The sequence below is a fragment of the Streptomyces sp. NPDC029674 genome (genome assembly GCF_044903205.1).
GTDB lineage: Bacteria > Actinomycetota > Actinomycetes > Streptomycetales > Streptomycetaceae > Streptomyces.
In genome coordinates, this window is record NZ_JBJDPY010000022.1 from 19,615 (window position 1) to 43,094 (window position 23,480).

20 protein-coding genes, 1 other RNA gene and 1 pseudogene are annotated in these 23,480 nt (G+C 71.3%); 4 read left to right on the top strand and 18 right to left on the bottom strand.

Features of this window, described 5'->3' with window-relative positions:
* Positions 1–59: 59 nt before the first annotated feature.
* From ACI2L3_RS35220 to ACI2L3_RS35245, 6 genes are all read right to left on the bottom strand, one after another.
* Positions 60–860, bottom strand: coding sequence for a zf-HC2 domain-containing protein (locus ACI2L3_RS35220; protein WP_404756501.1), 801 nt, complete (start codon positions 858–860; stop codon positions 60–62).
* Positions 857–1,432, bottom strand: a complete 576-nt coding sequence (locus tag ACI2L3_RS35225; protein ID WP_365366543.1) for a sigma-70 family RNA polymerase sigma factor — start codon at positions 1,430–1,432, stop codon at positions 857–859. The genes ACI2L3_RS35220 and ACI2L3_RS35225 overlap by 4 nt, the downstream gene beginning before the upstream one ends.
* 110 nt (positions 1,433–1,542) lie before the next feature.
* Positions 1,543–2,148: a CGNR zinc finger domain-containing protein gene (locus ACI2L3_RS35230; protein ID WP_404756502.1), complete on the bottom strand. Its 606-nt coding sequence runs from the start codon at positions 2,146–2,148 to the stop codon at positions 1,543–1,545.
* 145 nt (positions 2,149–2,293) lie between these two features.
* On the bottom strand, positions 2,294–3,478 hold the full coding sequence (locus ACI2L3_RS35235; protein ID WP_404756503.1) for a uroporphyrinogen-III synthase: 1,185 nt from the start codon (positions 3,476–3,478) through the stop codon (positions 2,294–2,296).
* Between the two features lie 158 nt (positions 3,479–3,636).
* Entirely contained in the window at positions 3,637–4,977 is a 1,341-nt protein-coding gene (locus tag ACI2L3_RS35240) for an MFS transporter (protein WP_404756504.1), read from the bottom strand.
* A gap of 185 nt (positions 4,978–5,162) precedes the next feature.
* On the bottom strand, positions 5,163–5,738 hold the full coding sequence (locus ACI2L3_RS35245; protein WP_404756505.1) for a MarR family winged helix-turn-helix transcriptional regulator: 576 nt from the start codon (positions 5,736–5,738) through the stop codon (positions 5,163–5,165).
* Positions 5,739–5,897: 159 nt separating this feature from the next.
* Between ACI2L3_RS35245 and ACI2L3_RS35250 the strand changes: the two genes are divergently transcribed.
* Positions 5,898–6,857 (top strand): EamA family transporter, encoded by a 960-nt coding sequence (locus ACI2L3_RS35250; RefSeq protein WP_404756506.1) that lies wholly within the window; start codon positions 5,898–5,900, stop codon positions 6,855–6,857.
* A gap of 76 nt (positions 6,858–6,933) precedes the next feature.
* Positions 6,934–7,581 (top strand): NAD(P)-dependent oxidoreductase, encoded by a 648-nt coding sequence (locus tag ACI2L3_RS35255; protein WP_404756507.1) that lies wholly within the window; start codon positions 6,934–6,936, stop codon positions 7,579–7,581.
* Between the two features lie 21 nt (positions 7,582–7,602).
* On the opposite strand, the gene ACI2L3_RS35260 is transcribed toward ACI2L3_RS35255, so the two are convergent.
* Together ACI2L3_RS35260 and ACI2L3_RS35265 are read right to left on the bottom strand one after the other, a co-directional pair.
* Positions 7,603–8,205 (bottom strand): hypothetical protein, encoded by a 603-nt coding sequence (locus ACI2L3_RS35260; protein ID WP_404756508.1) that lies wholly within the window; start codon positions 8,203–8,205, stop codon positions 7,603–7,605.
* Between the two features lie 372 nt (positions 8,206–8,577).
* A complete protein-coding gene (locus ACI2L3_RS35265; protein WP_404756509.1) occupies positions 8,578–9,594 on the bottom strand; it encodes a LysR family transcriptional regulator in 1,017 nt (338 codons plus the stop codon).
* An 83-nt stretch (positions 9,595–9,677) separates the two neighbouring features.
* On the opposite strand from ACI2L3_RS35265, the pseudogene ACI2L3_RS35270 reads away from it, so the two are divergent.
* A pseudogene (locus ACI2L3_RS35270) lies at positions 9,678–10,931 on the top strand (MFS transporter).
* Here the strand turns inward: ACI2L3_RS35270 and dacB are convergent.
* The 6 genes from dacB to ftsE form a co-directional block, all read right to left on the bottom strand.
* A complete protein-coding gene (gene dacB, locus ACI2L3_RS35275) occupies positions 10,852–12,447 on the bottom strand; it encodes a D-alanyl-D-alanine carboxypeptidase/D-alanyl-D-alanine-endopeptidase (protein ID WP_404756510.1) in 1,596 nt (531 codons plus the stop codon). The pseudogene ACI2L3_RS35270 and the gene dacB sit on opposite strands and share 80 nt — an antisense overlap.
* A gap of 81 nt (positions 12,448–12,528) precedes the next feature.
* Positions 12,529–12,898, bottom strand: a transfer-messenger RNA (tmRNA) gene (gene ssrA / locus ACI2L3_RS35280).
* 144 nt (positions 12,899–13,042) lie between these two features.
* Complete coding sequence (smpB, locus tag ACI2L3_RS35285) at positions 13,043–13,564, bottom strand: SsrA-binding protein SmpB (protein ID WP_404756511.1); 522 nt, start codon at positions 13,562–13,564, stop codon at positions 13,043–13,045.
* 18 nt (positions 13,565–13,582) lie between these two features.
* Positions 13,583–14,779, bottom strand: coding sequence for a S41 family peptidase (locus tag ACI2L3_RS35290; RefSeq protein WP_404756512.1), 1,197 nt, complete (start codon positions 14,777–14,779; stop codon positions 13,583–13,585).
* 78 nt (positions 14,780–14,857) lie between these two features.
* A complete protein-coding gene (gene ftsX, locus ACI2L3_RS35295) occupies positions 14,858–15,775 on the bottom strand; it encodes a permease-like cell division protein FtsX (protein ID WP_404756513.1) in 918 nt (305 codons plus the stop codon).
* A gap of 53 nt (positions 15,776–15,828) precedes the next feature.
* Complete coding sequence (ftsE, locus tag ACI2L3_RS35300) at positions 15,829–16,518, bottom strand: cell division ATP-binding protein FtsE (protein ID WP_055569411.1); 690 nt, start codon at positions 16,516–16,518, stop codon at positions 15,829–15,831.
* A gap of 230 nt (positions 16,519–16,748) precedes the next feature.
* On the opposite strand from ftsE, the gene ACI2L3_RS35305 reads away from it, so the two are divergent.
* Positions 16,749–16,940, top strand: coding sequence for a hypothetical protein (locus ACI2L3_RS35305; protein ID WP_362987089.1), 192 nt, complete (start codon positions 16,749–16,751; stop codon positions 16,938–16,940).
* Between the two features lie 187 nt (positions 16,941–17,127).
* On the opposite strand, the gene ACI2L3_RS35310 is transcribed toward ACI2L3_RS35305, so the two are convergent.
* From ACI2L3_RS35310 to ACI2L3_RS35325, 4 genes are all read right to left on the bottom strand, one after another.
* The gene (locus ACI2L3_RS35310; protein WP_404756514.1) at positions 17,128–17,808 is read right to left on the bottom strand and encodes an LPXTG cell wall anchor domain-containing protein; all 681 of its coding nucleotides are present in this window, start codon (positions 17,806–17,808) and stop codon (positions 17,128–17,130) included.
* Positions 17,809–18,108: 300 nt separating this feature from the next.
* Positions 18,109–19,215: a peptide chain release factor 2 gene (gene prfB, locus ACI2L3_RS35315; protein WP_362987084.1), complete on the bottom strand. Its 1,107-nt coding sequence runs from the start codon at positions 19,213–19,215 to the stop codon at positions 18,109–18,111.
* 975 nt (positions 19,216–20,190) lie between these two features.
* The gene (locus ACI2L3_RS35320; RefSeq protein WP_404756515.1) at positions 20,191–21,450 is read right to left on the bottom strand and encodes a serine/threonine-protein kinase; all 1,260 of its coding nucleotides are present in this window, start codon (positions 21,448–21,450) and stop codon (positions 20,191–20,193) included.
* A 120-nt stretch (positions 21,451–21,570) separates the two neighbouring features.
* Entirely contained in the window at positions 21,571–23,277 is a 1,707-nt protein-coding gene (locus ACI2L3_RS35325) for a serine/threonine-protein kinase (RefSeq protein ID WP_404756516.1), read from the bottom strand.
* Positions 23,278–23,480: the final 203 nt, after the last annotated feature.

A 23,480-nucleotide genomic window follows, 5' to 3' on the forward strand; every position in this document is an offset into this window, starting at 1 on the left:
GAAAGGGGCCCGCCCTGTGCACTCGTCTCGCGCGGCACTCGTCTCGCGCCCGGCGTGCGCTACACGTCGACCTTGACCAGCCGCTTCCCGTCGAACGTGGTCACCTCGAAGTGATCGATGTCGTTGCGGTCCATGGCCGCGCCGCCGTGCACGTACAGCGGGTTGCGCGCCCATTTGTTCGGGCTGTCCTTGATGCCGTATCCCCACTCGGGCACCGACCAGCTGCTGACGGTCTCCTTCTCGCCGTCCTTGCCGACCGCGACCAGGGAGCACTTGAGCGGTCCCTTGACGTTCTTCAGCTCCAGGACGGTGTGCGTGCCCCAGGGCTTCTTCTCCGTGCCGACCGTGGCGCTGACCTTGGTCGCCGGGTCGGTGGCGCGCGCCTTCTCGTCCATGTGGTGGAAGAAGGCGTCCTCGGCGGGGCTGGAGGGGTGCGGGTCGGCCACCACGCCCTTCGAGCCGGCGTCGTCACCGGCCACCGCGAGGACGACGAGCGGCCCGCCGACGATCAGCGCGACGGCCGCCGCGACCAGGTACAGGCCGCGCCTGCGCCCGTGCTCCCGCTTGGCGGTCACCTCCGCGAGGAGCCGCTCGGCGAGGCGGGGGCTCGGCCGGGCGGCGAGCTGCTCGCCGATCGCGGGCGCCCCGCGCGGACCGGGGAAGTCCGCGAGCGCCGCCAGCATCGGCTCCATGCCGGAGAGCTCGTCCAGCTGGCGCCGGCAGAACCCGCACCCGGCCAGGTGTTCCTCGAACCGCCTGGCGTCCGCGTCGTCCAGGACCCCGAGGGCGTAGGCGCCGACGGTCTCATGGAGCTCGTCGTCGTCCCGCCGCGCGCCGTGGTGGCTGTAGAACTCGGTCATGCCGTCACCCCCCGCTCCTCGAGCGCCAGCTTCATCGAGCGAAGCGCGTAGAACACCCGTGAACGGACCGTCCCGCTCGGTATGCCCAGCGTCTCGGCCGCCTCGTTGACCGTACGCCCTTTGAAGTAGGTCTCGACAAGTACCTCCCGGTGTGCGGGAGTCAGATCCTCCAGCGCGTCCGAGAGAGTCATCAGCCACAGTGCCCTGTCGATCTCGTCCTCCGCGGGGATGACCTCCAGCGGCGACGGGTCGACCTCCTGCGGCCGGGCCTGCCGGCTGCGGTGGCCGTCGATGACGATGCGCCGAGCGACCGTCACCAGCCAGGGGCGTACCGAACCGGTCGCTCTGTTGAGCTGACCGGCGTTCTTCCAGGCACGGATGAGCGTCTCCTGCACGACGTCCTCGGCACGCTGCCGGTCCCCCGCCACCAGCCTGAGCACGTAGGCGAGAAGTGCCCCCGCGTGCTCGCTGTAGAGGGCGCGCATCAGCTCCTCGTCCGGGCCCGGGGGCCGGCCGAGTCGATGGCGGTGCGGCTGCGGGCGCTCATCGGCCACGGCGGAATCCTTGCGCACGCGTACCTCCGGTGTCCGCCCTTTCGGCGGGTCGGGCGGGTCTCACGACGGAGGTACGTATGCGGGGTGGCGGGTGTTCAACGGGGGCGGGCCGGAGGTTTGAGTGACCTTCACTCGCGGCCGACCGCGGCCACCCTCCGGCGGTGCCGGGCCACCCGTTCGCGGTTGCCGCACACCTCGCTGGAGCACCAGCGGCGACGGCGGCCGCGGGACGTGTCGAGGTACACGATCGAGCAGTTGTCGCCCTCGCACTGACGGAGGAGGGCGCGGGCGACGGGGTCGGTGAGCAGGTCGACGGTGTCCCGGGCGACCGCGGCGACGAGCGCCGCGCAGCCGGGGTCGCCGCGCAGGACGCGGACCAGCGTGCCGTCGGCGGCGCGGATCGCGCACGGTGCCGGGGGCGGGGCGGCGGCCAGCGCGTTCACGCGGTCGAGGGCGACGGCGGCGGCAGCGCCTGCGAAAGGGGGACCGTCGATCTCGCCGCGCACCAACTGCCCTATGTGGTGGCGTAGTTCATGGAAGGCGGCGAGCCACTGCGGGCCCGCGCCGGGCAGGGGCACCCCCGCCGGTACGAGGCCCGTGCCCGCGAGCCAGGCGCGCAGCCGCTCCACCGAGTCGAGCCGTTCCACGGGGTGGTTCGTCGCCACGAGGTCCAGGCAGCTGCGCCCGGAGTCGAATCGCAGCTCGTACGGAGCCGGGGCCGTGCCCAACGCCATGCGCCTGTCACCGCCTTGGTGGGGGTCACCGGTGAGTGAATGCCGTTGCGTACCCCTACAGTGCACTCCCCCGGGCGGCTCCGGAACCCGGCGTACCAGGTTGTCCCCGACAACCCCCACCAGCGGCGGCGGGGGCCGCGCGCGGCTATCCCACGTACTTGGACCCCGACGCCGGGTCGATCGCCAGCCGGTAGCCCCGCTTGACCACCGTCTGGATCAGCTTCGGCGCGCCGAGGGCCGTGCGCAGGCGGGCCATCGCGGACTCCACCGCGTGCTCGTCGCGCCCCGCGCCCGGCAGCACGCGCAGCAGCTCGGCGCGGGCCACGACCCAGCCGGGGCGGCGGGCGAGCGCGGTCAGCAGGGCCATGCCGGCGGGCGGTACGGCGCGCAGCTCGTCGTCGACCAGGACGGCGTGGCCGCGGATCTCCACGCGGTGACCCGCGATGTGCAACGACCGTGCGCGGGCGGGGAGTTCCTGGCAGAGGAGCTGGACGAGAGGGCCGAGCCGGAAGCGTTCCGGCTGCACCGTGTCGACGCCGAGGGACTGCAGCGGCAGCGCGGTGACGGGCCCCACGCAGGCGGACAGCACGTCGTGGTGCAGGGCGCCGAGCAGCTCGGCGGTCATGCCCCGCTCCTCGGCGCGGGCGAGCAGCGACGCCGCGGCGGGCGCGCTGGTGAACGTGAGCGCGTCGACGCCCCGCCCGACGGTCGCGTCGAGCAGCCGGTCCACGGGGGTGAGGTCCTCCGGCGGCAGCCACCGGTAGACGGGCACCATGACGACCTCCGCGCCGCCGGCCCGCAACGCCTCGACGAAGCCGGGCAGCGGCTCCCCGTGCATCTGGAGGGCGACGCGCCGCCCGGCGACACCCTCGCCGAGCAGCCGGTCGAGGACCTCCGCCATGGACTCGGACGACGGCGACCACTCCTCGGTGAGCCCCGCGGCGCGCACCGCCCCCTTCACCTTCGGCCCGCGGGCGAGCAGTTCGACCCCGCGCAGACAGTGGATCAGCGCCTCCCCGTACCCCCAGCCGTCCGCGGCCTCGATCCAGCCGCGGAACCCGATGGCGGTGGTGGCGACCACGACGTCGGGCGCGTGGTCGATCAACTTCTTGGTGGCGGAGAGGAGTTCGCTGTCGTCGGCGAGCGGCACGATGCGCAGGGCGGGCGCGTGCAGCACGGTGGCGCCGCGCCGCTTGAGCAGCGCGCCGAGCTCGTCGGCGCGCCGGGCGGCGGTGACACCGACGGTGAACCCGGCGAGGGGCCCGTGCGCGGCCGACGCGTTCGGGCCGGGCCGGTTCGGGCCGGGGGGATTCGTTGGGGTGTGGTGCATAAATCGTCTCGTCTCGTCCCGCTAGTGACTCTCGTCCCGCTCGTAACTTTCGTCCCGCTCGTGGCCCTCGTTTCGCTCGCGGCTCGTGAACGGCGGAGGACCGAGCCTGTCAACGGCGCGTGACGGGCCCGGTTCGCTCCGATGTCCGCCGTGTTACGTCACACCTCGGCGTAGCTGAGGCGGGACTTCTCCTCGGTGTCGGCCGCGGGGGCCGTACGGGCGGCCGGCCGGCGAAGGTATACGGCCCAGGTGACGCCCGCGCACACCGCGTAGAAGAGGAGGAAGGCGACGTACGCGCCCGTGCCGGAACCCACCGTCTGGAAGGACTGCCGCAGCGCGAGGTTGATGCCGAGCCCGCCGAGCCCGCCGACGGCCCCGATGAGCCCCATGGCGGCCCCGGAGAGCCGCCGCCCCTGTGCTGCGGCGGCTTCCCCCACGAGCCCGCTCGCCTCCGCCTTCGCCTGGAAGATCCCGGGGATCATCTTGTACGTCGACCCGTTCCCGAGCCCGGTGAGGACGAACAGCGCGACGAACGCGCCGACGAACAGCGGCAGCGACTCCCGCACGGACGCGACCACGACGACACCGGTCGCCGCCCCCATCCCGAGGAAGTTCCCCAGGGTGATGCGCGCCCCGCCGAACCGGTCGGCGAGCCGCCCGCCGACGGGCCGGATCAGCGAGCCGAGCAGCGGCCCGATGAAGGTGAGCTGCGCGGCTTCGAGCGGCGTACGCCCGAACTGCGTCTGCAGGACGAGCCCGAAGGCGAACCCGTACCCGATGAACGACCCGAACGTCCCCACGTACAGGAACGACATGATCCACGTGTGCGCGTCCCGCGTGGCCGCCTTCACCGCGCCCGTGTCATTACGGACGGACGAAATGCTGTCCATGAACAGAAAGGCGCAGACGGCGGACACGACGATGAGCGGGATGTAGATCCCGAGCACCACCCGCGGCCCGCCACTCGCCCCGATGACGGCGAGCCCCACGAGCTGCACGACGGGCACGCCGATGTTGCCGCCCCCGGCGTTGAGCCCGAGCGCCCACCCCTTCTCCCGCAGCGGGAAGAACGAGTTGATGTTGGTCATGCTCGACGCGAAGTTGCCGCCGCCTACGCCGGTGAGCAGGGCACACAGCATGAACGTGGAGTACGACGTCCCCGGCTCCATGACCACGAACGCGGCGACGGTCGGCAGGAGCAGCAGGGAGGCCGCGATGACGGTCCAGTTACGCCCACCGAAGCGCGCGACGGCAAAGGTGTACGGCACGCGGACCACGGCCCCCACGAGGGTCGCCATCGACACGAGAAAGAACTTCCCGGCCGCGTCGATCCCGTACTCCGGCCCCATGAACAGCACCATCACGGACCACAGGCTCCACACGGAGAACCCGATGTGCTCCGACAACACGGAGAACGCCAGGTTCCGCCGGGCGACCCTCTCCCCTCCCTCCTCCTTCCAGAACGTCTCGTCCTCCGGGTCCCACCGCTCGATCCACATCACACGCCTCCAGAAGTAGTCCACGCACACCGGCCGACGCTCCCGAAGGTAGGGAGACCGCATTTCAGCCTTGTGCCGCACGGTGACCACCGGGGAACGTTGCTCTCACGGGGGGTGGGGTGGGGCGGTGAGGGGTGTGGCGCTCCGACCGGCGGTCACACTCGCGACGACAACGCGCAGCGCCCTCAGCCCAGATGCGTATCCCCCAGCGACACCAGCAGCCGGCGCAGCGCTCCGTCGAGGGCGGTGCGGTCCTCCGGGGGCAGGGCGGCGAGCATGCGTTCCTCGTTCGCGACGTGGTCGACCACCGCGCGGTCGACCAGGTCGCGGCCGGTCTCGGTGAGGCGGACGCGGATGGCGCGGCGGTCGTTGGGGTCCGGGTGGCGTTCGATCAGGCCCTTGCGTTCGAGTTTGTCGAGGCGGTTGGTGATGGCGCCGGAGGTCACCATGGCGGTCTTGAGGAGGCCGCCCGCGGTCAGTTCGTGCGGGGCACCGACGCGGCGCAGGGTGGCCAGGACGTCGAACTCCGCGAACTCCAGGCCGTACTCGGTGAAGACGCGCTTCATCCCCTTGCTCAGCAGGTGGTCGGCCCGCTTGATGCGGCCCACCAGCGCCATCGCGTCCAGGTGCGCGAGGTCCAGGTCGGGGCGCTCGCGACGCCATTGGGCACGCAGTTCGTCTATGGCGTCGTGGTCGGTCGCGTCCTCGGCTCCGGCTCCGGTCGCGACTTCAGCCACGTCGTCCGTCCTGCCTTCGGTCATGTCTCCGCTCCTCCTGCGTATGCGCCCGCCCGGTCGGCCGCCCGGCGCCCCGAAAGTCTCTCAACGTTCAGATACTTGACGTTCGCAGAGCTGGGCGCCATATTTATCTCAACGTTGAGAATAACAGCGTTGAGGGGAACGACGAGGGGAAGCGACATCATGGCCACCAACCGCAGCAGCACCACGCAGCGCACGGTCCGGAGTTCGACCAGCAGCCCGGCGCCCGGGCCTGCCGACGCCCCCCCTCCCTCCGCCAAGGCCGCCGCCGGCATCGCCGCACTCGCCGCCATCGGCCCGGCCACCTGGGGCACCACCTACGTAACGACCACCGAACTCCTGCCCCCGGACCGCCCCTTGCTCGCCGCCGCCCTGCGCGCGCTGCCCGCCGGGCTCATCCTGCTCGCGCTCACCCGGCGCCTGCCGAGCGGCGACTGGTGGTGGAAGGCGGCCGTGCTCGGCATCCTCAACTTCGGAGCGTTCTTCCCGCTCCTCTTCTTCGGCGCGTACCGGCTGCCCGGCGGTGTCGCCTCGACGATCAGCGCCGTCATGCCGCTGCTGGTCGCCGGGTTCGGGATCGGTGTGCTGAAGGTGCGGCCGACCGGTCGTACGCTGGCCGCCGGGCTCGTCGGTGTCGCGGGCGTCGCACTCCTCGTCCTGCGCGGCACCGCCGCTATCGACCTCGCGGGCATCGTCGCCATGCTGACGGCGACCACGCTGATGGCTCTCGCCGTGGTGCTCAGCAAGCGGTGGGGGCGTCCCGAGGGCGTCTCCCTGCTCGCCCTCACCGGCTGGCAGTTGACCGCGGGTGGGCTTGTCCTGGCGCCGATCGCCCTCACCGCCGAGGGCCTGCCGGACCACTTCACCGGCGCCAACCTCGCCGGGTACGCCTACCTCGGCATCATCGGCACGGCACTCGCGTACGCCCTGTGGTTCCGCGGCATCGAACGCCTGCCCGCCTCGTCGGTCTCGTTCCTCGGCCTGACCAACCCGGTCGTCGCCACGCTCGCCGGGCTGCTGCTCCTGGGGCAGACCCTGACCGTCTGGCAGCTGGGCGGCCTGGTACTCGTCCTGGCGAGCGTACTGCTCGGCCAGAGCCACCGCCGGCCACGCCGCGCGTGACCCAGCCGCTCACGCTCACACTCACGCCACACCCACGCCCGCCCGCCCGCACGCACGTCCTCAAGGAGCCGTCCCTATGCGCATCACCGTCTTCGGAGCAGCCGGTAACGCGGGCAGCCGCGTCGTCACCGAGGCCCTCTCCCGCGGCCACGAGGTCACCGCCGTCGTCCGCGACCCGGCCCGCTTCAGCGAGCTCCACCCGGACGCCGCCCACCGCACCGGCGACGCGGGAAACCCGGACCATGTCGCCGAGTTGAGCGCCGGCCAGGACCTCATAATCAACGCGACCAGACCCGCCCCCGGCCACGAACACGAGCACCCGGCCATCACCAAGGCCCTCCTGGCAGGCCTCGCCCGCGCCGACGGCGTACGCCTCATCGTCATCGGCGGCGCGGGCAGCCTGACGGTCCCCGGTACACAGGGGGTCCTCGCCATCGACGACCCGAGGTACGTCCCCACGGCCTGGCGCCACATCGCCGAGGCATCCAACGCCCAGTACGACGCACTCCGCACCGCCGACACGGACGTCCCCTGGACCTACCTCAGCCCCTCGGCCCTCTTCGAACCCGGCACCCGCACGGGCGAGTTCCGCACCGGCAAGGACGAACTACTGGTGGACGCGGACGGCACCTCGTCCATCTCCATGGAGGACTTCGCGATCGCCCTCCTGGACGAGGCGGAACATCCGGCCCACCACCGCGCCCGCTTCACCGTCGGATACTGAGATCCGGCTGTCGAACGAACGTCACTTACCGGCGAACTTCCAGCTCACCTGGGAGCCGTCCTCCTTCTCGGACCAGCGGACCTCGATGGACTTCGAGCCCTTCGGGATCAGGTAGGTCTCGCAGAGGACGTGGGTCTCGCCCTTCTTCCAGCCCTCGAGGTCCAGCTCGTCCTCGCAGCCCGGCGCGTCCTCGGCGGCGCCGATGAGCAGGCCGCCGCGGGTGCCGTCCGCGTAGATCTCCGTGGTGTCCTGGACGTCGGGGGTGTCCGTGAGCGGGGCGCCACCCTTGTGCGTGATCTTCATGTGGGCGGTCGCCGTGACCAGGCCCTTGGCCTGCTTCGGGTCCGAGACCAGCTTCTTGGTCTCGGCCTCCGTGCCCACGTCGACCTTCTGGGCGCCGACCTCGTACGTGACGGTGGCCTTGTCCTCCTTCACCTTGCCCGTGGTGGTCTCGCCGGCAGCCAGCGCCGACTCCTCCTTGGGCTTGTTCTGGGACGTGGAGGCGTCACGCTTCGGCTTGTCGGCCGACTTCTTGTCGTCGTCACCGCCGCCGCAGGCGGTCAGCGCGAGGGCGAGCACGGCGACGGGGGCGGCGACGCGCAGCGCCGTCTTCCTGTAGAGCAAAGCAATCTCCTGGCTCAGGTGGGGGGCCCGCCGCGCGGCGATCGTCCGGCGCGAGCGGCGGGAAGAGCCGTCAGCTTAGGAGTCGGCTACAGGGTGCGTCGAGATCGTTACGGTCATTCAGCGTCCAACTATTGGCAGTTGCAACGCCTGTCGTACGCATGTCTCAGATTCCCGTGCGCGCGGCGCCCCTGGGGTGGGCAGTTGTTCGCTGGAGCGAATCGCGCCGCCTCCGACACCCCCGCGCACGGCGAGCCACCACCGCCGAACGCCCGTATTTACGGCGGCATTTCAAGCCATTGCGGGCACCCCGTTGCACGTAACAGTCGCGCAACGCATTGGCCCGGTCAACGGTTCCCCGTCAGCTCCGGCTCATCAGGATGAGTGCAACTGCATGATGCGTGCGTCCGCGGCGGGGACCCACCCGTCCGACGGCTTCTCCAGCCACCCCTCTTCGGCCGCGAGCTCCGCAGCCGCTGTTCGCAGAGCGGTAACGCCCGGGTGAGACAGGCCTTTTCGCCACACCATCGAGACGGGGGACAGCGGGACGGGGTCGACGAGCGGCCGCAGCTCGGCTCCCGGCATGGCCGGGAAGTCGACGACGGCCAGGACCGGATGCCGATTCTTCGCCATGATCCGCTCGAACTCCTCGGCGCCGACGGCGAGCGGCGCGGGTGGCGCGATCTCGATGCCGCGCCCCTCGAAGAGCAGCCGGGCCAGGCCGGTCCACTCCAGAGTCTTCGGGTTGCCCGCCCCGGCGTAGACCGTCTCCCCCGCGAGTGCGACCAGTGGCACCGCGTCGAGCTCCGCCAGCGGGTGCCCGGCCGGCAGCAGCACCGCCATCGGCTCGTACCGCACCGGCTGCTGGTCGAGGCCGGCCCGCAGCGCCGGGTCGAGTCCGGCGAACCGGCCGAAGGAGACGTCGAGCCGCCCGGCGGCGATGTCGGCGGCCGAGCCGGTGAGGCCGCTCTCGAAGCGGGCCATCAGCTCGCACTCCGGGGCCAGTTCGCGGGCCCGCTCCAGGATGCGGCCGAAGACCAGGCCGGGGCTGTTCAGGTCGACCAGCAGCGGACGCGCCGCGCCCGTGACGGCGGCGAGCAGATCGTCCTGGGCCGCCAGGACGCGTCGCGCGTACGGCAGCAGCCGCTCACCGTCGGCGGTCAGCGTGACCTGCCGCGTCGTGCGCGCGAAGAGCTCGGCCCCCAACTCCCGCTCCAGTCGGCGTACGTCACGGCTCAGCGCCTGTTGCGCGACGTAGAGGCGGTTGGCCGCCCGGGTGAAGTGCAGCTCCTCCGCGACGGCGACGAAGGCGCGCAGCAGCCTGGGCTCCACGTCACGGCGCGCGACGGCGGGTACCTCACGGCGTACCCCTGGTACTGGTTCCTCAGTCACCGCAGGAACCTACAACGGAGACGCGTGAATCGGCACCCAACAGGTGTTGGACCCCGTCCGCCACCCCCGGCGAGGGTAACCACATGCCCCTCAACCCCTACGCCCGTCTCTTCGCGATACCCGGCGCCACCGCCTTCACCGTCGGCAACCTCATCGCCCGCCTCCCCATGGGCATGTTCAGCGTGAGCGCCGTCATCATGATCTCCGGCGCCCGCGGTTCGTACGCCCTGGCCGGCGCCGTCACCGCGACCGGCCTCGCGGCGACCGCCGTCGTGGCGCCCTGGACGGCACGCCTTGTCGACCGGCACGGCCAGGCGCGCGTCGCCGTGCCCGCCACCGTCGTCGCCGCGCTCGGCTCCCTCTCGCTGCTGCTGTGCGTGCGCTACGGAGCGCCCGACTGGACGCTGTTCGCGTCGTACGCCGCCACGGCCACGACCCCCAACACGGGCGGCATGTCCCGGGCCCGCTGGGCACACCTCCTCAAAGGTGACCAGCAGGCCGTGCATACCGCCAACTCCTTCGAACAGGCCGCCGACGAGCTCTGTTTCATGCTCGGCCCGGTCCTCGCCGCGTTCCTGTGCGGCTCGCTCTTCCCCCAGGCGGGCACCCTCATCGGTGTGGTCCTGCTGGTGACGGGCGTGCTCGTCTTCGCCGCCCAGCGGGCCACGGAACCGCCGCCCCAGGGGCGTACCGACTCATCCGCAAGGACGACATCGCTGCTCCGCGCGCGCGGGATGCCCGCCCTGCTGATCGGGTTCCTCGCCACGGGCGCCGTCTTCGGCTCCCTCGAAGTCGTCACCATCGCCTACGCGGACATGCAGGGGCACAAGGCCGCCGCGGGAGCGGTCCTCGCGCTCTAGGCAGCGGGTTCCTGCGTGGCGGGGCTCGTCTACGGAGCCTACGGAGCCGTGAAAGCGGGCGGCTCCCTCGGCCGCCGCCACCTGATGTGCGCCGCGGCGATGGCGGCGCTGATGGCGCTGCCGCTGCTCTCCGTAGTGGCCACCGGCTCGCTGATCGCCCTCTCCGGAGCGCTGCTCGTCGCCGGGATGGCGACGGCGCCCGCCATGGTCACCGCCATGACGCTCGTCCAGCACCGCACCCCCGAGGGGCGGCTGAACGAGGGCATGACCCTCGCCGTGACCGGCCTCCTCGGGGGCATCGCCTGCGGCGCGGCGGGCGGCGGCTGGGCGGTGGAGCACCTGGGCACCGCCGCGGGCTACGGAGTGCCGGTCGCCGCCGCCTGCTGCGCCCTGCTGCTCAGCAGCGCACAGGCTTGCGCCACGAACACTCCAGCTCGCCGCCGTCCCGCCCGGCAGCGCGCGTCGAACGCGGCTTGACCAGGACGGCCTTGTCCGCGGTCGAGGAGGCGAGGGTCACCATGATCGCGTCCTCGACGGGCTTCACCGAGGAGGCCAGGTGGTTGTTGAGGATGACGCTGAAGACCAGCTCGCGCCCGTCCTTGTCCTTGACGTAGCCGGAGAGGGCGGACGCGCCCGTCAGTGTCCCGGTCTTGGCGCGGACGTTGAGGGCCGCCGGAGTGCCGCACATCCGCGAGCGCAGGGTGCCGCCGACGGACTTGCCGGGGCCGCACGCCACCGGAAGGGACGCGTGCCAGTCGGCGAACCACGGCTCGTCCTTCACCGAACGCAGCAGCTTGACGTACTGCTCCGCCGCGGCGTTGTCCTTGCGCGAGAGCCCGGAACCGTCCACCTGGCGCAGCTTGCCCGGGTCGACGCCTGCGGTCTTCAGATAGCCGCTGATCGCCGCGATGCCGTCGCCCCAACTCCCGGGCCGCCCGGTCGCCTTGTGACCCATGGCCTTGGTGAGGCTCTCCGCGTGCATGTTGTTGGAGAGCTTCATGAACGGGATCATGAGGTCCTTGACCTTCATGGAGTCGTGCGAGGCGAGCCGCCGGGCGCCCGCGGGCGCGGCGATCCCCGCCCTGGTCGGGCCGCTCACCCGCACGCCGTGCGCGGCGAGCGCGTCCCTGAAGACGGCGGCCGCGTACCCGGTGGGCTCCCAGACGGTGACCCATTCCTTGGTGGTGCCCCCGCCGACCGGGACGGTGCCGCTGACGGTGATGGTGTTCTTGCCGTGCTGCCGCTCCACCGCGACGGTGTCGGCGCCGCCCTCCGCGACGGTGGTGGCGCGCAGATCGATGTCTACGTAGTCGGTCTTCGGCGTCACGCTGACGCGCGGCTTGTCGCCGGCCCGCGCGCCGGGTGCGACCTCGACGATGACCGTCCCGGTGTCGTAGTCCGTGTCGGGGGCGACGCTCAGGGCGCTGATCTGCGCCGCGTAGTACGCGGACTCGTCGTCGCCGCTCCACCCGTCGCCGATGCGTTTGCTGTCGAAGCGGGTGTCGTCGGCGATCAGACGCCCGGAGACCTGCCGGATCCCGGAGTCGGCGATCTTCGAGGCGAGCCGGTCGTAGTCCTTGGCGAGCGTCGTCGGGTCTCCTGTGCCGCGCAGGTACAGGTCTCCTTGGAGGACGGGACCGCGCCGCGGTGCCTTGGAGAGGACGTCGGTGGTGAACCGGTGGTCGGGGCCGAGGAGTTCCATGGCCGCGGCCGAGGTGAGCAGCTTGGTGTTGGAGGCGGGCATGAGGCGGCCGCTGGAGCGGTGCTGGTAGAGGATGTCGCCGGACGCGGAGTCGGCGACGACGACGCCGGCCACGCCGCCCTCCATGCGCGGGTCGCCCAGGATGGTGTCGATGGCCTCGGGGAGCCCCGACCGGTCGGCGTCCGCCCCGGCCGGTGAGCCGACGGCGAGCCCGGTCGCCGCGACGGCGAGCACGGCGGGCCAGATCCAGTGGCGCATACGGATGGTGACGCGTCTCACGGGTCTACTCATGACCCCGGAGCATGACAGCCCCCGGGGCATGACAGAAGCCCCCTGGCCGGAGGGCCAGAGGGCTTCAGCCTCACATGGGAATTGTGGAGATGGCGGGAATCGAACCCGCGTCCAACGGTGCAGAATCAGGGCTTCTCCGTGTGCAGTTCGCTGCGATTTTCTCGGCCCCGGCGATCACGCGAACAAGTCGCCGACGGGCCCAGTCACTGTTTGATTTCCTCCTAGGTCCCGTGACCGGGCCTAGAAGTTTAGTTCCCTAGCTGATGCCAGGATCCGGGTCGGGAACAGCCCCGGGCTGACACTTCGCAAGTCGCTACTTAGGCAGCGAGGGCGAAGGAATCGCGCTTGGTGTTGGCGATTATTTTTTGCGACATATGGTTTACGAGATCATTGCCGCTTCCTCGACACGCTTCCCCTGCTTCGACATCCGCTGTCGAAACCGATCATCCCCATGTTGATTTTTCAACTGGACCTTCCGAACCACTTCGCAGTGGCTCTTCGGTCCGTCCTGCCCCGTCACCAGCGGAGCACGACCCATCGTACGTGACCAACGCACGACGATGCCAGCCTATTCCTGCGGCCCTGCGACCGGCCGCTAGGCGATGCCCTGGCGCCGCCGCACCGCCGAGATCGCGCGGTTCGTCTCGCGCGTGTCCTGCTTCTCGCGGAGCGTCTGCCGCTTGTCGTACTCCTTCTTGCCCTTGGCGAGGGCGATCTCGACCTTGACCCGGCTGTCCTTGAAGTACAGGGCGAGGGGCACGATCGTGTGGCCCGTCTCCTTGGACTTCGACTCCAGCTTGTCGATCTCCGCCCGGTGCAGCAGGAGCTTGCGCTTCCGCGTGGCGGAGTGGTTGGTCCAGGTGCCCTGCACGTACTCCGGCACGTGGATGTTGTGCAGCCACGCCTCGCCGTGGTCGATGTGCACGAAGCCGTCCACCAGGGAGGCCCGGCCAAGACGCAGCGACTTGACCTCGGTGCCCATCAGCACCAGGCCGCACTCGTAGGTGTCCAGGATGTGGTAGTCGTGCCGCGCCTTCTTGTTCTGCGCGACCATCTTCCGGGCGGGGGCCTTCTCATTGGCCTTCGCGGCCTTGCGCTTTACCTTTTCCTTCGCCATAGTGCGGCCATTTTCGCACTACGAGGGGGGTCCGAGGCCAGTCAATACTGTCTCGGCCCGCTTCTCGGCCCCGTCCTCGGCCTCCAGGTCCGGCGTGATCCCCCGGCCGTCCACCGTCCGCCCCGAAGGGGTGCGGTAGTGGCCGACGGTCAGCTCGGCGACGGAGCCGTCGGGAAGCCGGCTCGGCATCTGGACCGAGCCCTTGCCGAAGGTCCTGGAGCCCACCACGACCGCGCGGCCGCGGTCCTGGAGAGCGCCCGTGAGGAGCTCGGCCGCGCTCATCGTGCCGCCGTCGACGAGCGCGACCACCGGTCTGCCCGTGTCGCCGCCCCGCTCGGCGTGCAGCGCCTTCTCCTCGCCCCGTACGTCGTACGTCGCGACCAGGCCGCCGTCGACCAGCGCGGACGCGGCGGTGACCGCCTCCGAGACGAGACCTCCGGAGTTCCCGCGCAGGTCGAGCATGATCCCGGCACCCTCGGGCGCCTCGCGCACCGCGGCCCGCACGGCCTCTCCGGAGTCCTTGGTGAACGCCGCGACCTTGATCAGGACGGCGCCGCTGGGCAGCCGGCTGACCGTGACGGGGTCCGTGGAGAGGTGCGCCCTGCGCACCGTCTCGTGCCACGCGCGCGTGCCGCGCTGCACACCGAGGGTGACCGGAGTGCCGGCGCGGTCGCCACGCAGCAGGGAGAGGACCTCCGTGACGGGACGGCCGGTGACGCGCCTGCCGTCCACGGAGCGCAGCCGGTCGCCCTCGCGGAGCCCGGCCCGGGCCGCGGGCCCGTCCTTCTGGACCCGGGAGACCTCGATGCGCCCGTCGGCCGCGCGCCGGGCCCACAGCCCGACGCCCGTGTAACCACCGCCGAGGGCCTTCTCGAACTCCTGGAACTCCCCCGGCGAGTACACCGACCCCCAGCGGTCCCCGCTGCGGCTGACGGCTTCCTCGGCGGCCTTCTTCGCGGACTTGCCGTCGGCCATGGCCTCCGCAGCGGCGTCGGCGGCCTCCTCGGCGGTGTCGTCGTCACGCTCCGGCGGAGGCAAGGCGTCCGAACGCACCGAAGGAGGAGGGGCATTTCGGCCGTCGTCCGCGGCGTCGCTCCAGGAGCCGGTGGCGGCCCCGGTGACGAGCACGCTCGCGAAGACCAATGTCAGGGTCGCCCCGCGGCGGATGCGGCGGGGCGCGGAGATCCGATCGGCGAACCGGTCGAGGCCTGACATGACGGTGAGTCTAGGACAACGAAGGGCGCCGTACGGTTGGTTGAACCGTACGACGCCCCCACACACTGGCGGCTCTTGTCACACCTTCAGGTACTTGCGCAACGCGAAGAACGCGGCAAGCGCGGGCATCAGAAGGCCGATCGCGAGCACCAGCGGCAGCTTGGTGAGGACCGCGTCCCAGCCGATGAAGTTGATCAGATTGATCTTCTCGGAGAGCTCGAGACCGTGGTCGATCATGAAGTACCGCCCGACCAGCAGCATTCCGCAGGCGAGCGCCCCGCCGATGAGGCCGGCGACGGCGGCCTCCATGATGAACGGCATCTGGATGTAGAAGCTGGACGCGCCGACCAGCCGCATGATGCCGGTCTCCCGTCTGCGGCTGAACGCCGAGACGCGCACGGTGTTCACGATCAGCATCAGCGCGACGACGAGCATCAGCGCCATCACCGCCACGGCCGCCCAGTTCATGCCGTTCAACAGCCCGAAGAGGTTGTCCAGATAGCCCTTCTGGTCCTGCACGGACTGCACGCCGTCACGCCCCGAGAAGGCGGTCGCGACCACCTGGTACTTCTCCGGGTCCTTCAGCTTGATGCGGTACGACTCCTGCATCTGGTCCGGCGTCAGGGAGCTGGACAGCGGGGAGTCGCCGAACTGCTCCTTGTAGTGCTTGTACGCCTCGTCCGCCGTCTCGTGCGTGACCTTGTCCACGACGGGCATCTTCTTCAGATCGCCGAGGATCTGGTCCTTCTGCTCGTTCGTGACGGCGCCCTTGGCGCACTTGGGGTCCTGCTCGGCGTCGGCCTTGTTGCACAGGAAGATCGAGACGTTGACCTTGTCGTACCAGTAGCCCTTCATCGTGCTCACCTGGTCGCGCATGAGCAGCGAACCGCCGAAGAGGGCGAGCGAAAGCGCTACGGAGACGATGACCGCGAAGGTCATCGTGAGATTCCGGCGGAGACCGACGCCGATCTCCGACAGGACGAACTGGGCGCGCATGGCGGCCTTTCAGTGGATCAGGTGGAACAGACAGCGGTCGGGCGAGACGGGTGTCAGTGCTGGTAGCCGTAGACGCCGCGCGACTGGTCGCGCACGAGACGGCCCTTCTCCAGCTCGATGACCCGCTTGCGCATCTGGTCCACGATCTGCTGGTCGTGGGTGGCCATCACGACGGTGGTGCCGGTCCGGTTGATCCGGTCGAGCAGCTTCATGATGCCGACGGACGTCTGCGGGTCGAGGTTGCCGGTCGGCTCGTCGGCGATGAGGAGCTTGGGGCGGTTGACGAACGCGCGCGCGATCGCCACGCGTTGCTGCTCACCGCCGGAGAGCTCGCCCGGCATCCGGTCCTCCTTGCCGCCGAGGCCCACGAGATCGAGGACCTGGGGCACGGACTTGCGGATCTCGCCGCGGGACTTGCCGATGACTTCCTGCGCGAAGGCGACGTTCTCGCCGACGGTCTTGTTGGGCAGCAGGCGGAAGTCCTGGAAGACGGTGCCCAGCTGGCGCCGCATGTGCGGCACCTTCCAGTTGGACAGGCGCGCGAGGTCCTTGCCGAGGACGTGCACCTGGCCGTGGCTGGTGCGCTCCTCGCGCAGGACGAGCCGCAGGAAAGTGGACTTTCCGGAGCCGGAGGATCCCACCAGGAAGACGAACTCGCCCTTCTCGATCTCGAGGGAGACGTCCCTGAGCGCTGGGCGGGTCTGCTTCGGGTAGGCCTTGGAGACGTTGTCGAATCGGATCACGGATGCACCACGGGTTGCCGGGGGTAGGTGAGCGTGACCATACGCGAAGGCGGTGTGCGAGCGCAGTCGGCGTCCTGAGTTGCGCGGATTGTCACGGTAGCACTGGGGGCGGAAACCGTGGTGAAGCGGTGGGCCGCGCCGAAATCCGCGGAAGCTGGCACAGTGGTAAGGGGAACGATTGGGTTCCCCCCAGCGTTGGGCAGGCTGAGACTGTGCGGGAGGAGAAGCGCATGACCCTGGATCGGTTGGTATGCGCGAACTGCGCAGCGCCCGTGAATGAAGGCCGCTGCCCCGTGTGCCGGGCCAATCGCGAGCGTCTGCAGCAGGAGGGGCCCTTCGCGGGGCTCAATCCCGCGGCACTGATAGCGCTGCTCGTCGTATTGATCGCGGCGGTCGTGCTGCTGGCGCAGCAGACCGCCTAGAAGCGCGGCCCCGCGGGGCGGCACACAGAGAGTCGCGAAGCGTCACGAAGCCGGCACGGACGGCGCGGAGACGACGCGGAAGGGCCCGGAGCTTCGTGAAGCTCCGGGCCCTTTTTCACGCGTACGTGGCGTGCTTCGTGCCTATGTGGCGTACTTCATGCCCACGTGGCGTACGGCACTGCCTCGGTCAGGCGGCGACGCCGCGGTTGCCGACGAGGCGCGGCAGGACGCGGAAGCCGATGCCGCCGGCGATCATCGTCGCGGCGCCGATCAGCAGGAACGTGGTCTCGGCGGCGCCGGTCTCGGCCAGCTCGCCCTTGTCGGCCGCCGGCTGGGCGTTGTTGCCGCCCTGCTCGACCGGCCGGGAGCCGGTGTCGGTCAGGCTGTCCTTGCCCTTGCCCTGCTCGACGGGGACGGAGCCGCCGGCGGGGTCGGTGTCGTTGCCGCCGTTGTCACCGCCGCCGTTGCCACCGCCGTTGCCGTTCTCGTCATCCGGGGTGGTGGGGTCGGTGGTGGGGTCCTCGGTCGGGATCTCCGGGTCCGTGGGCTCCTCGGTCGGAATCTCGGGGTCCGTCGGCTCCTCGGTGGGCTCCGTGGGCTCCTCGGTGGGCTCCGGCGGGTCGGTCGGGTCCTCGGGGTCCGGGTCCCCGGGGTTCGGGTCACCGGGGCCGTCCGGGCCGTCTGCGGGATCCAGGTCCACGTCCACGCCCACGCCGCTCTCGTCGGCGTGAGCGCCGGCGCCCACACCGCCGAGCTCGACACCGACGTCGAGGGCCGAAGCGGCACCCGCGGCGGTCAGCGAGGCACCGGCGGCGATCACCGCGCCGGCAGCTATTCGCGCGACACGGATCCGCGTCTTCTTCGTCATCTGGTTGCTACCCCCAGTAGCTGAATCGTCAGTGAGGCAGCGTCCGGGGCTGCGTTCGCCGGGGGCGTTCGATCAGGCATCACCATCAGCCTTCGGCCCCCACGGATCCCACGCGCCCCAGAAATACGCACGCCGCGCGCTAGCCTTTCCACTTTTCACAGCAGCGTCAAGGTCGTTGCGGGCGCGATGTCCGAAATTGGGGGAGTTGACCGTCGTACGGACATCTGACTGTGACGCAAAAGGCAACTGCCGCCCTTGGGGCAGCAGTTGCCTTGTCGATAAAGCCGTTTCCGGCGCTATTTACTTCTCCTGCTGCTTGCGCCAGCGAATTCCGGCTTCCAGGAAACCGTCGATCTCGCCATTGAAAACGGACTCCGGGTTGCCGACCTCGAACTCCGTCCGCAGGTCCTTCACCATCTGGTACGGGTGCAGGACGTACGAACGCATCTGGTTGCCCCAGGAGTTGCCGCCGTCACCCTTGAGGGCGTTCATCTTCGCCTGCTCCTCCTGGCGGCGGCGCTCGAGGAGCTTCGCCTGGAGGACGTTCATCGCGGTCGCCTTGTTCTGGATCTGCGAGCGCTCGTTCTGACAGGAGACGACGATGCCGGTCGGCAGGTGGGTCAGGCGGACCGCGGAGTCGGTCGTGTTGACGCCCTGGCCGCCCGGGCCGGAGGAGCGGTACACGTCGACGCGCAACTCGCTCTCGTCGATCTCGATGTGGTCGGTCTGCTCGACCACCGGGAGGATCTCGACGCCGGCGAAGGAGGTCTGGCGGCGGCCCTGGTTGTCGAAGGGCGAGATGCGGACGAGGCGGTGGGTGCCCTGCTCCACGGAGAGCGTGCCGTACGCGTACGGGACGTTCACCGCGAAGGTGGTCGACTTGATGCCGGCCTCTTCCGCGTACGACGTCTCGTACAGCTCCGTCTTGTAGCCGTGGCGCTCCGCCCAGCGCAGGTACATCCGCTGGAGCTTCTCCGCGAAGTCGGAGGCGTCGACGCCGCCGGCCTCCGCGCGGATGGTGACGACGGCCTCACGGGCGTCGTACTCCCCGGAGAGGAGGGTCCTGACCTCCATCTCGTCCAGCGCCTTCTTGACGGCGGTGAGCTCGGACTCGGCCTCGGCACGGGTGTCCGAGTCGTCCTCCTCCTCGGCCATCTCGAACAGCACGCTGAGGTCGTCGATGCGCCCGCGGAGCGCCTCGGCCTTCCTCACCTCCGCCTGGAGGTGGCTCAGCTTGCTGGTGATCTTCTGCGCCGCATCCGGGTCGTCCCACAGGGACGGCGCGGCCGCCTGCTCCTCGAGCACGGCGATATCGGCCCTCATGCTGTCGAGGTCCAGGACGGCCTCGATCGACTCCATGGTCGAGGAGAGGGACTTGAGCTCTTCGGAAACATCGACGACTGCCACGACTCCAGCGTAACGGCTGCGGCAAGTGCCCCGGTCCCGGCGGGGCGCCGGGGTCTCTTCCGCCGCCCTGCCCCTCGTGCCCGGCTTGTCGCCGGGGGCGCTGTCCTGTCCCGGTCGCCCGTGGGGCGCTGTCCTGTCCCGGTCGCCCGTGGGGCGCTGTCCCTGTCCCGCCGCTTCGCGGCGGACACCTCCCACCCACCCACCCGTGCACCCCGCACCGCAACGGGCCGTAGGAACGGCCAGCCCCTCCCTTCCGCAGACCGGTAGGGCGCCCTCGCCCACCTGCCCGTTCCCCCCACACCACAACGGGCCGCAGGGGCGGGGGCCGCTGGCGGGACAGGGGCGGGCGCGTCGGCCCGGGCGGGCTTCCTGCACGACGCGGTGCGGGGTGCACGGGTGGGTGGGTGGGAGGCAGCCGCCGCGCAGCGGCGGGACAGGGACAGCCCCCACCGGCGCAACGCCGACGCACACGCCGGCCCAGGCGGGCTACCCGCACGACTCGGTGCGGGGCAAACGGGCGGGCGGGTGGGAAGCATCCGCCGCGCAGCGGCGGGACAGGGACAGCCCCCGCCGGCGGGACGCCGACGCACACGCCAGCCCGGGCGGGCTACCCGCACGACTCGGTGCGGGGTGCACGGGTGGGTGGGAGGGAGGCAACCGCCGCGCAGCGGCGGGACAGGAACGGCCCCCACCGGCGGAACGCTGACGCACACGCCGGCCCGGGCGGGCTACCCGCACGGCTCGGTGCGGGGCGAACGGGTGGGTGGGTGGGAGGCATCCGCCGCGCAGCGGCGGGACAGGGGCAGCCCCCACCGGCGGGACGCCGACGCACACGCCGGCCCGGGCGGGCTACCCGCACGACTCGGTGCGGGGCAAACGGGCGGGCGGGTGGGAGGCATCCGCCGCGCAGCGGCGGGACAGGGGCAGCCCCCACCGGCGGGCGCGGCGGTCTTCGGTGGCGGGTGGGCGGGTGCGTCAGGGCGTCGGGGGGGCCGAGTTGTTGCTGTCGGGGGCGGTGGGGGCATCGTCGTCGCCGGACGTGGCCGCCCATGTGCCGAGGCCTGCCGCAGCGGCCAGGAGCGCGCCCACCACGCCCAGCGTGATCCTGCGCCGGCGGGTCGAGGAGCGGTGTTTGGCGGAGCCGGGGCGGGCCGCGCCTGCGGCGCGGGGGGCGCGGGCCGTGCCGCGGGCGCCACCGGCCAGCTCGTCGGGGCCGGGGACCCGCATGGACGTGTGGGTGTCGCGGTTGGAGTCGGCGGACGCAGAGCCGGGGACGAGGGGGACCGCGCCCCGCCGGGGAGCCGCCTCCCGGGGTTCGGAGGAGGGAGGCAGGGCGGAGGCGGAAGTCTCGTGGGGCTCCTCCGTCCCGGAGGACTCCGTGTCCGGTTCGTCGACGTCCAGCGGCGGCATCCCCGCGACCAGCGGAAGCAGCTCCCGCAGGCGCGCGGCGAGCTCGGAGGCGCGCAGCCGGGACGCGGGCGCCTTGGCCAGGCACTGGACGAGGAGCTGCCAGAGCTCCTCGGGGATGCCGGGGAGGGGGACCACCGTCTCGGTGACGTGGCGGCGCAGGACCGCGCCGGGGTGGCCGCCGCCGAAGGGGGTGAAGCCGGCGAGGAGTTCGTAGAGGACCGTGGCGAGGGCGTAGATGTCGACGGCCGCGCGCGGGGGCAGGCCTTCGATGATCTCGGGGGCGAGGTAGTCCGGCGTACCGATGATCTTCGTCGCGCGGGTCCTGCGCGGGGAGTCGATCAGCTTGGCGACGCCGAAGTCCGTGAGGAGGGCGGGGTGGGCGCCGCCGGGGCCGAGGGGGCCCTGCATGTCCAGGAGGACGTTCTCGGGCTTGACGTCGCGGTGCACGATGCCCGCGGCGTGCGCGGCGGCGAGGCCGTCCGCGACGTCCGCGACGATGGCGACGGCGGCTTCGGGGGCCATGCGCCGCTCACGCTCCAGGCGGGTGCGCAGGTCCGTGCCGCGGACGAGGTCCATGACGAGGGCGAGGTCGTTGCCGTCGACGACCAGGTCGTGGACGCCCACCACGCGCGCGTGGTCGAGGCTGAGGAGAGCCGTGCGCTCCTGGACGAAGCGGCCGACGAGCTCCTGGTCGGACGCCAGGTCCTCGCGCAGCAGCTTGATGGCGACGGGACCCTCGGGCCCCTCACCGAGCCACACCGTGCCGGCGCTGCCACGGCCCAGGATCTGGTGGGCGGTGTACCGGCTGCCGATCTTGCGCGTCAAGACTGCTCCTACGGATGCGTGTTGGCGACAAAACTACGCGGCCTTGCCGCCAACCTTCACTCCGGGAGCGGATTTCACTCTGCAGATGTCGACAAATCCACAGAACCGCCTGAGCGCGCGCTACTTGCCGCCGATCTTGCCCATCCAGTCGCTGACCGTGTTGTACCAGTCCGTCAGCTGCTCCCAGTACCCCTTCGTCGTACCGATCCAGTCCTGGAGCGGGCTGAACTCCCAGATCAGCCAGCTCGCCACGAAGAGGATGACGATCGTGAAGAGGCAGCCCTTGAGGCAGCCGAGACCCGGGATCTTCATCGGGTTGGCGCTGCGCTGCCTGGGCTGACGCGGCTCGCGCGGCTCCCGCGCGGGACGCGGGGCGGGCTGCTGGGGCGGCGGCGCCTGCGGGGGCGCCGCGTACTGCTGCGGCTGGTGCTGGGGCTGGTGCTGCTGGGGCGCGGGCGCGTACTGCTGGCCCTGGCCGCGCTGGTTGCGCTGGCCGCGCTGCTGCTGCGGCGCGTACTGCTGGGGGTGCTGCTGCTGCGGCGGCTGCTGCTGGGGCCGGGCCACCTGGCGCTGGGGACGGCGGCGCAGCGGGTCCTGCTCGGGGTCCAGGTACGCCTGGTACTGGGTCTGTTCGTTGCGGTCGCGGGCCGCGGCCATCTGGCTCTGCCAGGGGTGCGGGTCGTTCGGGTCCGCCCCGGGGCCGTTCGGCGGGACCGGCGGCATGACGGCCGTCGGGTCGGCGTTGCCGCCGCGGTTCGGCAGCACGGACGTCGGGTCGGCGTCCGGGGAGCCGGGGGTGTGGCCGCCGGTGCTCTGCATGACGCTGGTCGCGGCGTTCGGGTCGTACGATCCCGCGTTGCTCGGCAGCACCTGGGTGGGGTCGGCCGCGCCAGGGGTCTGAGGGACGTGGGCCGGCGAGGGGTCCGGCATGAGGAGCGCGCCCACGCCCTCCGCGGCGGCGATCTGCGCCGGGGTGGAGTGCACGCCGACGCCCTCGGCGACGGCGCGCAGGCCGCGGGCGAGGTTCTCGGCGCTGGGGCGGCGGTCCGGGTTCTTGTCGAGGCAGCGCTCGATGACCGTCCACAGCGGGTCGGGGACGGTCGAGGGGCGGCGCGGCTCGGCGCTGAGGTGCTGGTGCAGGACTTCGAGGGCGGAGCCGCCGGCGAACGGCGGGCGGCCGGTGACGAGCTCGTACAGCAGGATGCCCGCGCCGTAGATGTCCACGGCGCTGGTCTGCGGGCGGCCCTCGGCGGACTCCGGCGCGACGTACGCGGGCGTGCCGACGAATTCGTGGGTGCGGGTCAGGCCCGGGGAGTCCGCGAGGCGTGCGATGCCGAAGTCGGTGAGCATCGGGTGCATGCCGTGGGCGTCCTGCTTGAGGAGGACGTTGGCGGGCTTCAGGTCGCGGTGCACGACGCCGTCGGCGTGGCTCGCGGCGAGCGCGTCGGCGATCTGGGCGGTCAGCAGGGCCGCGGCGACCGGCGTGAACGGGCCGTTCTCGCGCAGGTAGCGGTGCAGGTCGGGGCCGTCGACGAGGTCCATGACCAGGGCGAGGAGGTCGCCCTCGACGACCAGGTCACGCGTGCGGACGATGTTCTCGTGCGTGAGCCTGAGCAGGACGGACCGCTCTCTGAGGAAGCGCATCACGACGTCCGCGTCGTTGGCGAGCTCTTCCTTGAGGACCTTGATCGCGACCGTCTCGCCGGGCTGGCCGGGAACGGCCGCCTCGGCGCCCGCGGTCTCCCGCTGGCGGGCTCGCCAGACGGTGCCCGTGGCGCCGCGCCCGAGCGGCTCCTCGAGCAGGTACTTGCTGCCTACCGGCCGCACGTCATGCGCTCCCTGCTGGTCTGGCTGGTCCCGTCCGGACGCTGGTCCTGTCCGGGGGTCTGTCCGAAGGTGACACGAAGATGTTCCGTCCCACTGTAGTGCCGTCGAACTGGGCACCGGCCGGTCGGATTCCTCTCGGCCTTTTCTTTCCGGGGCGTTCCGGATCGCTGTTCGGTGGAAAGACGCTCGCCCGTGGCCATTGG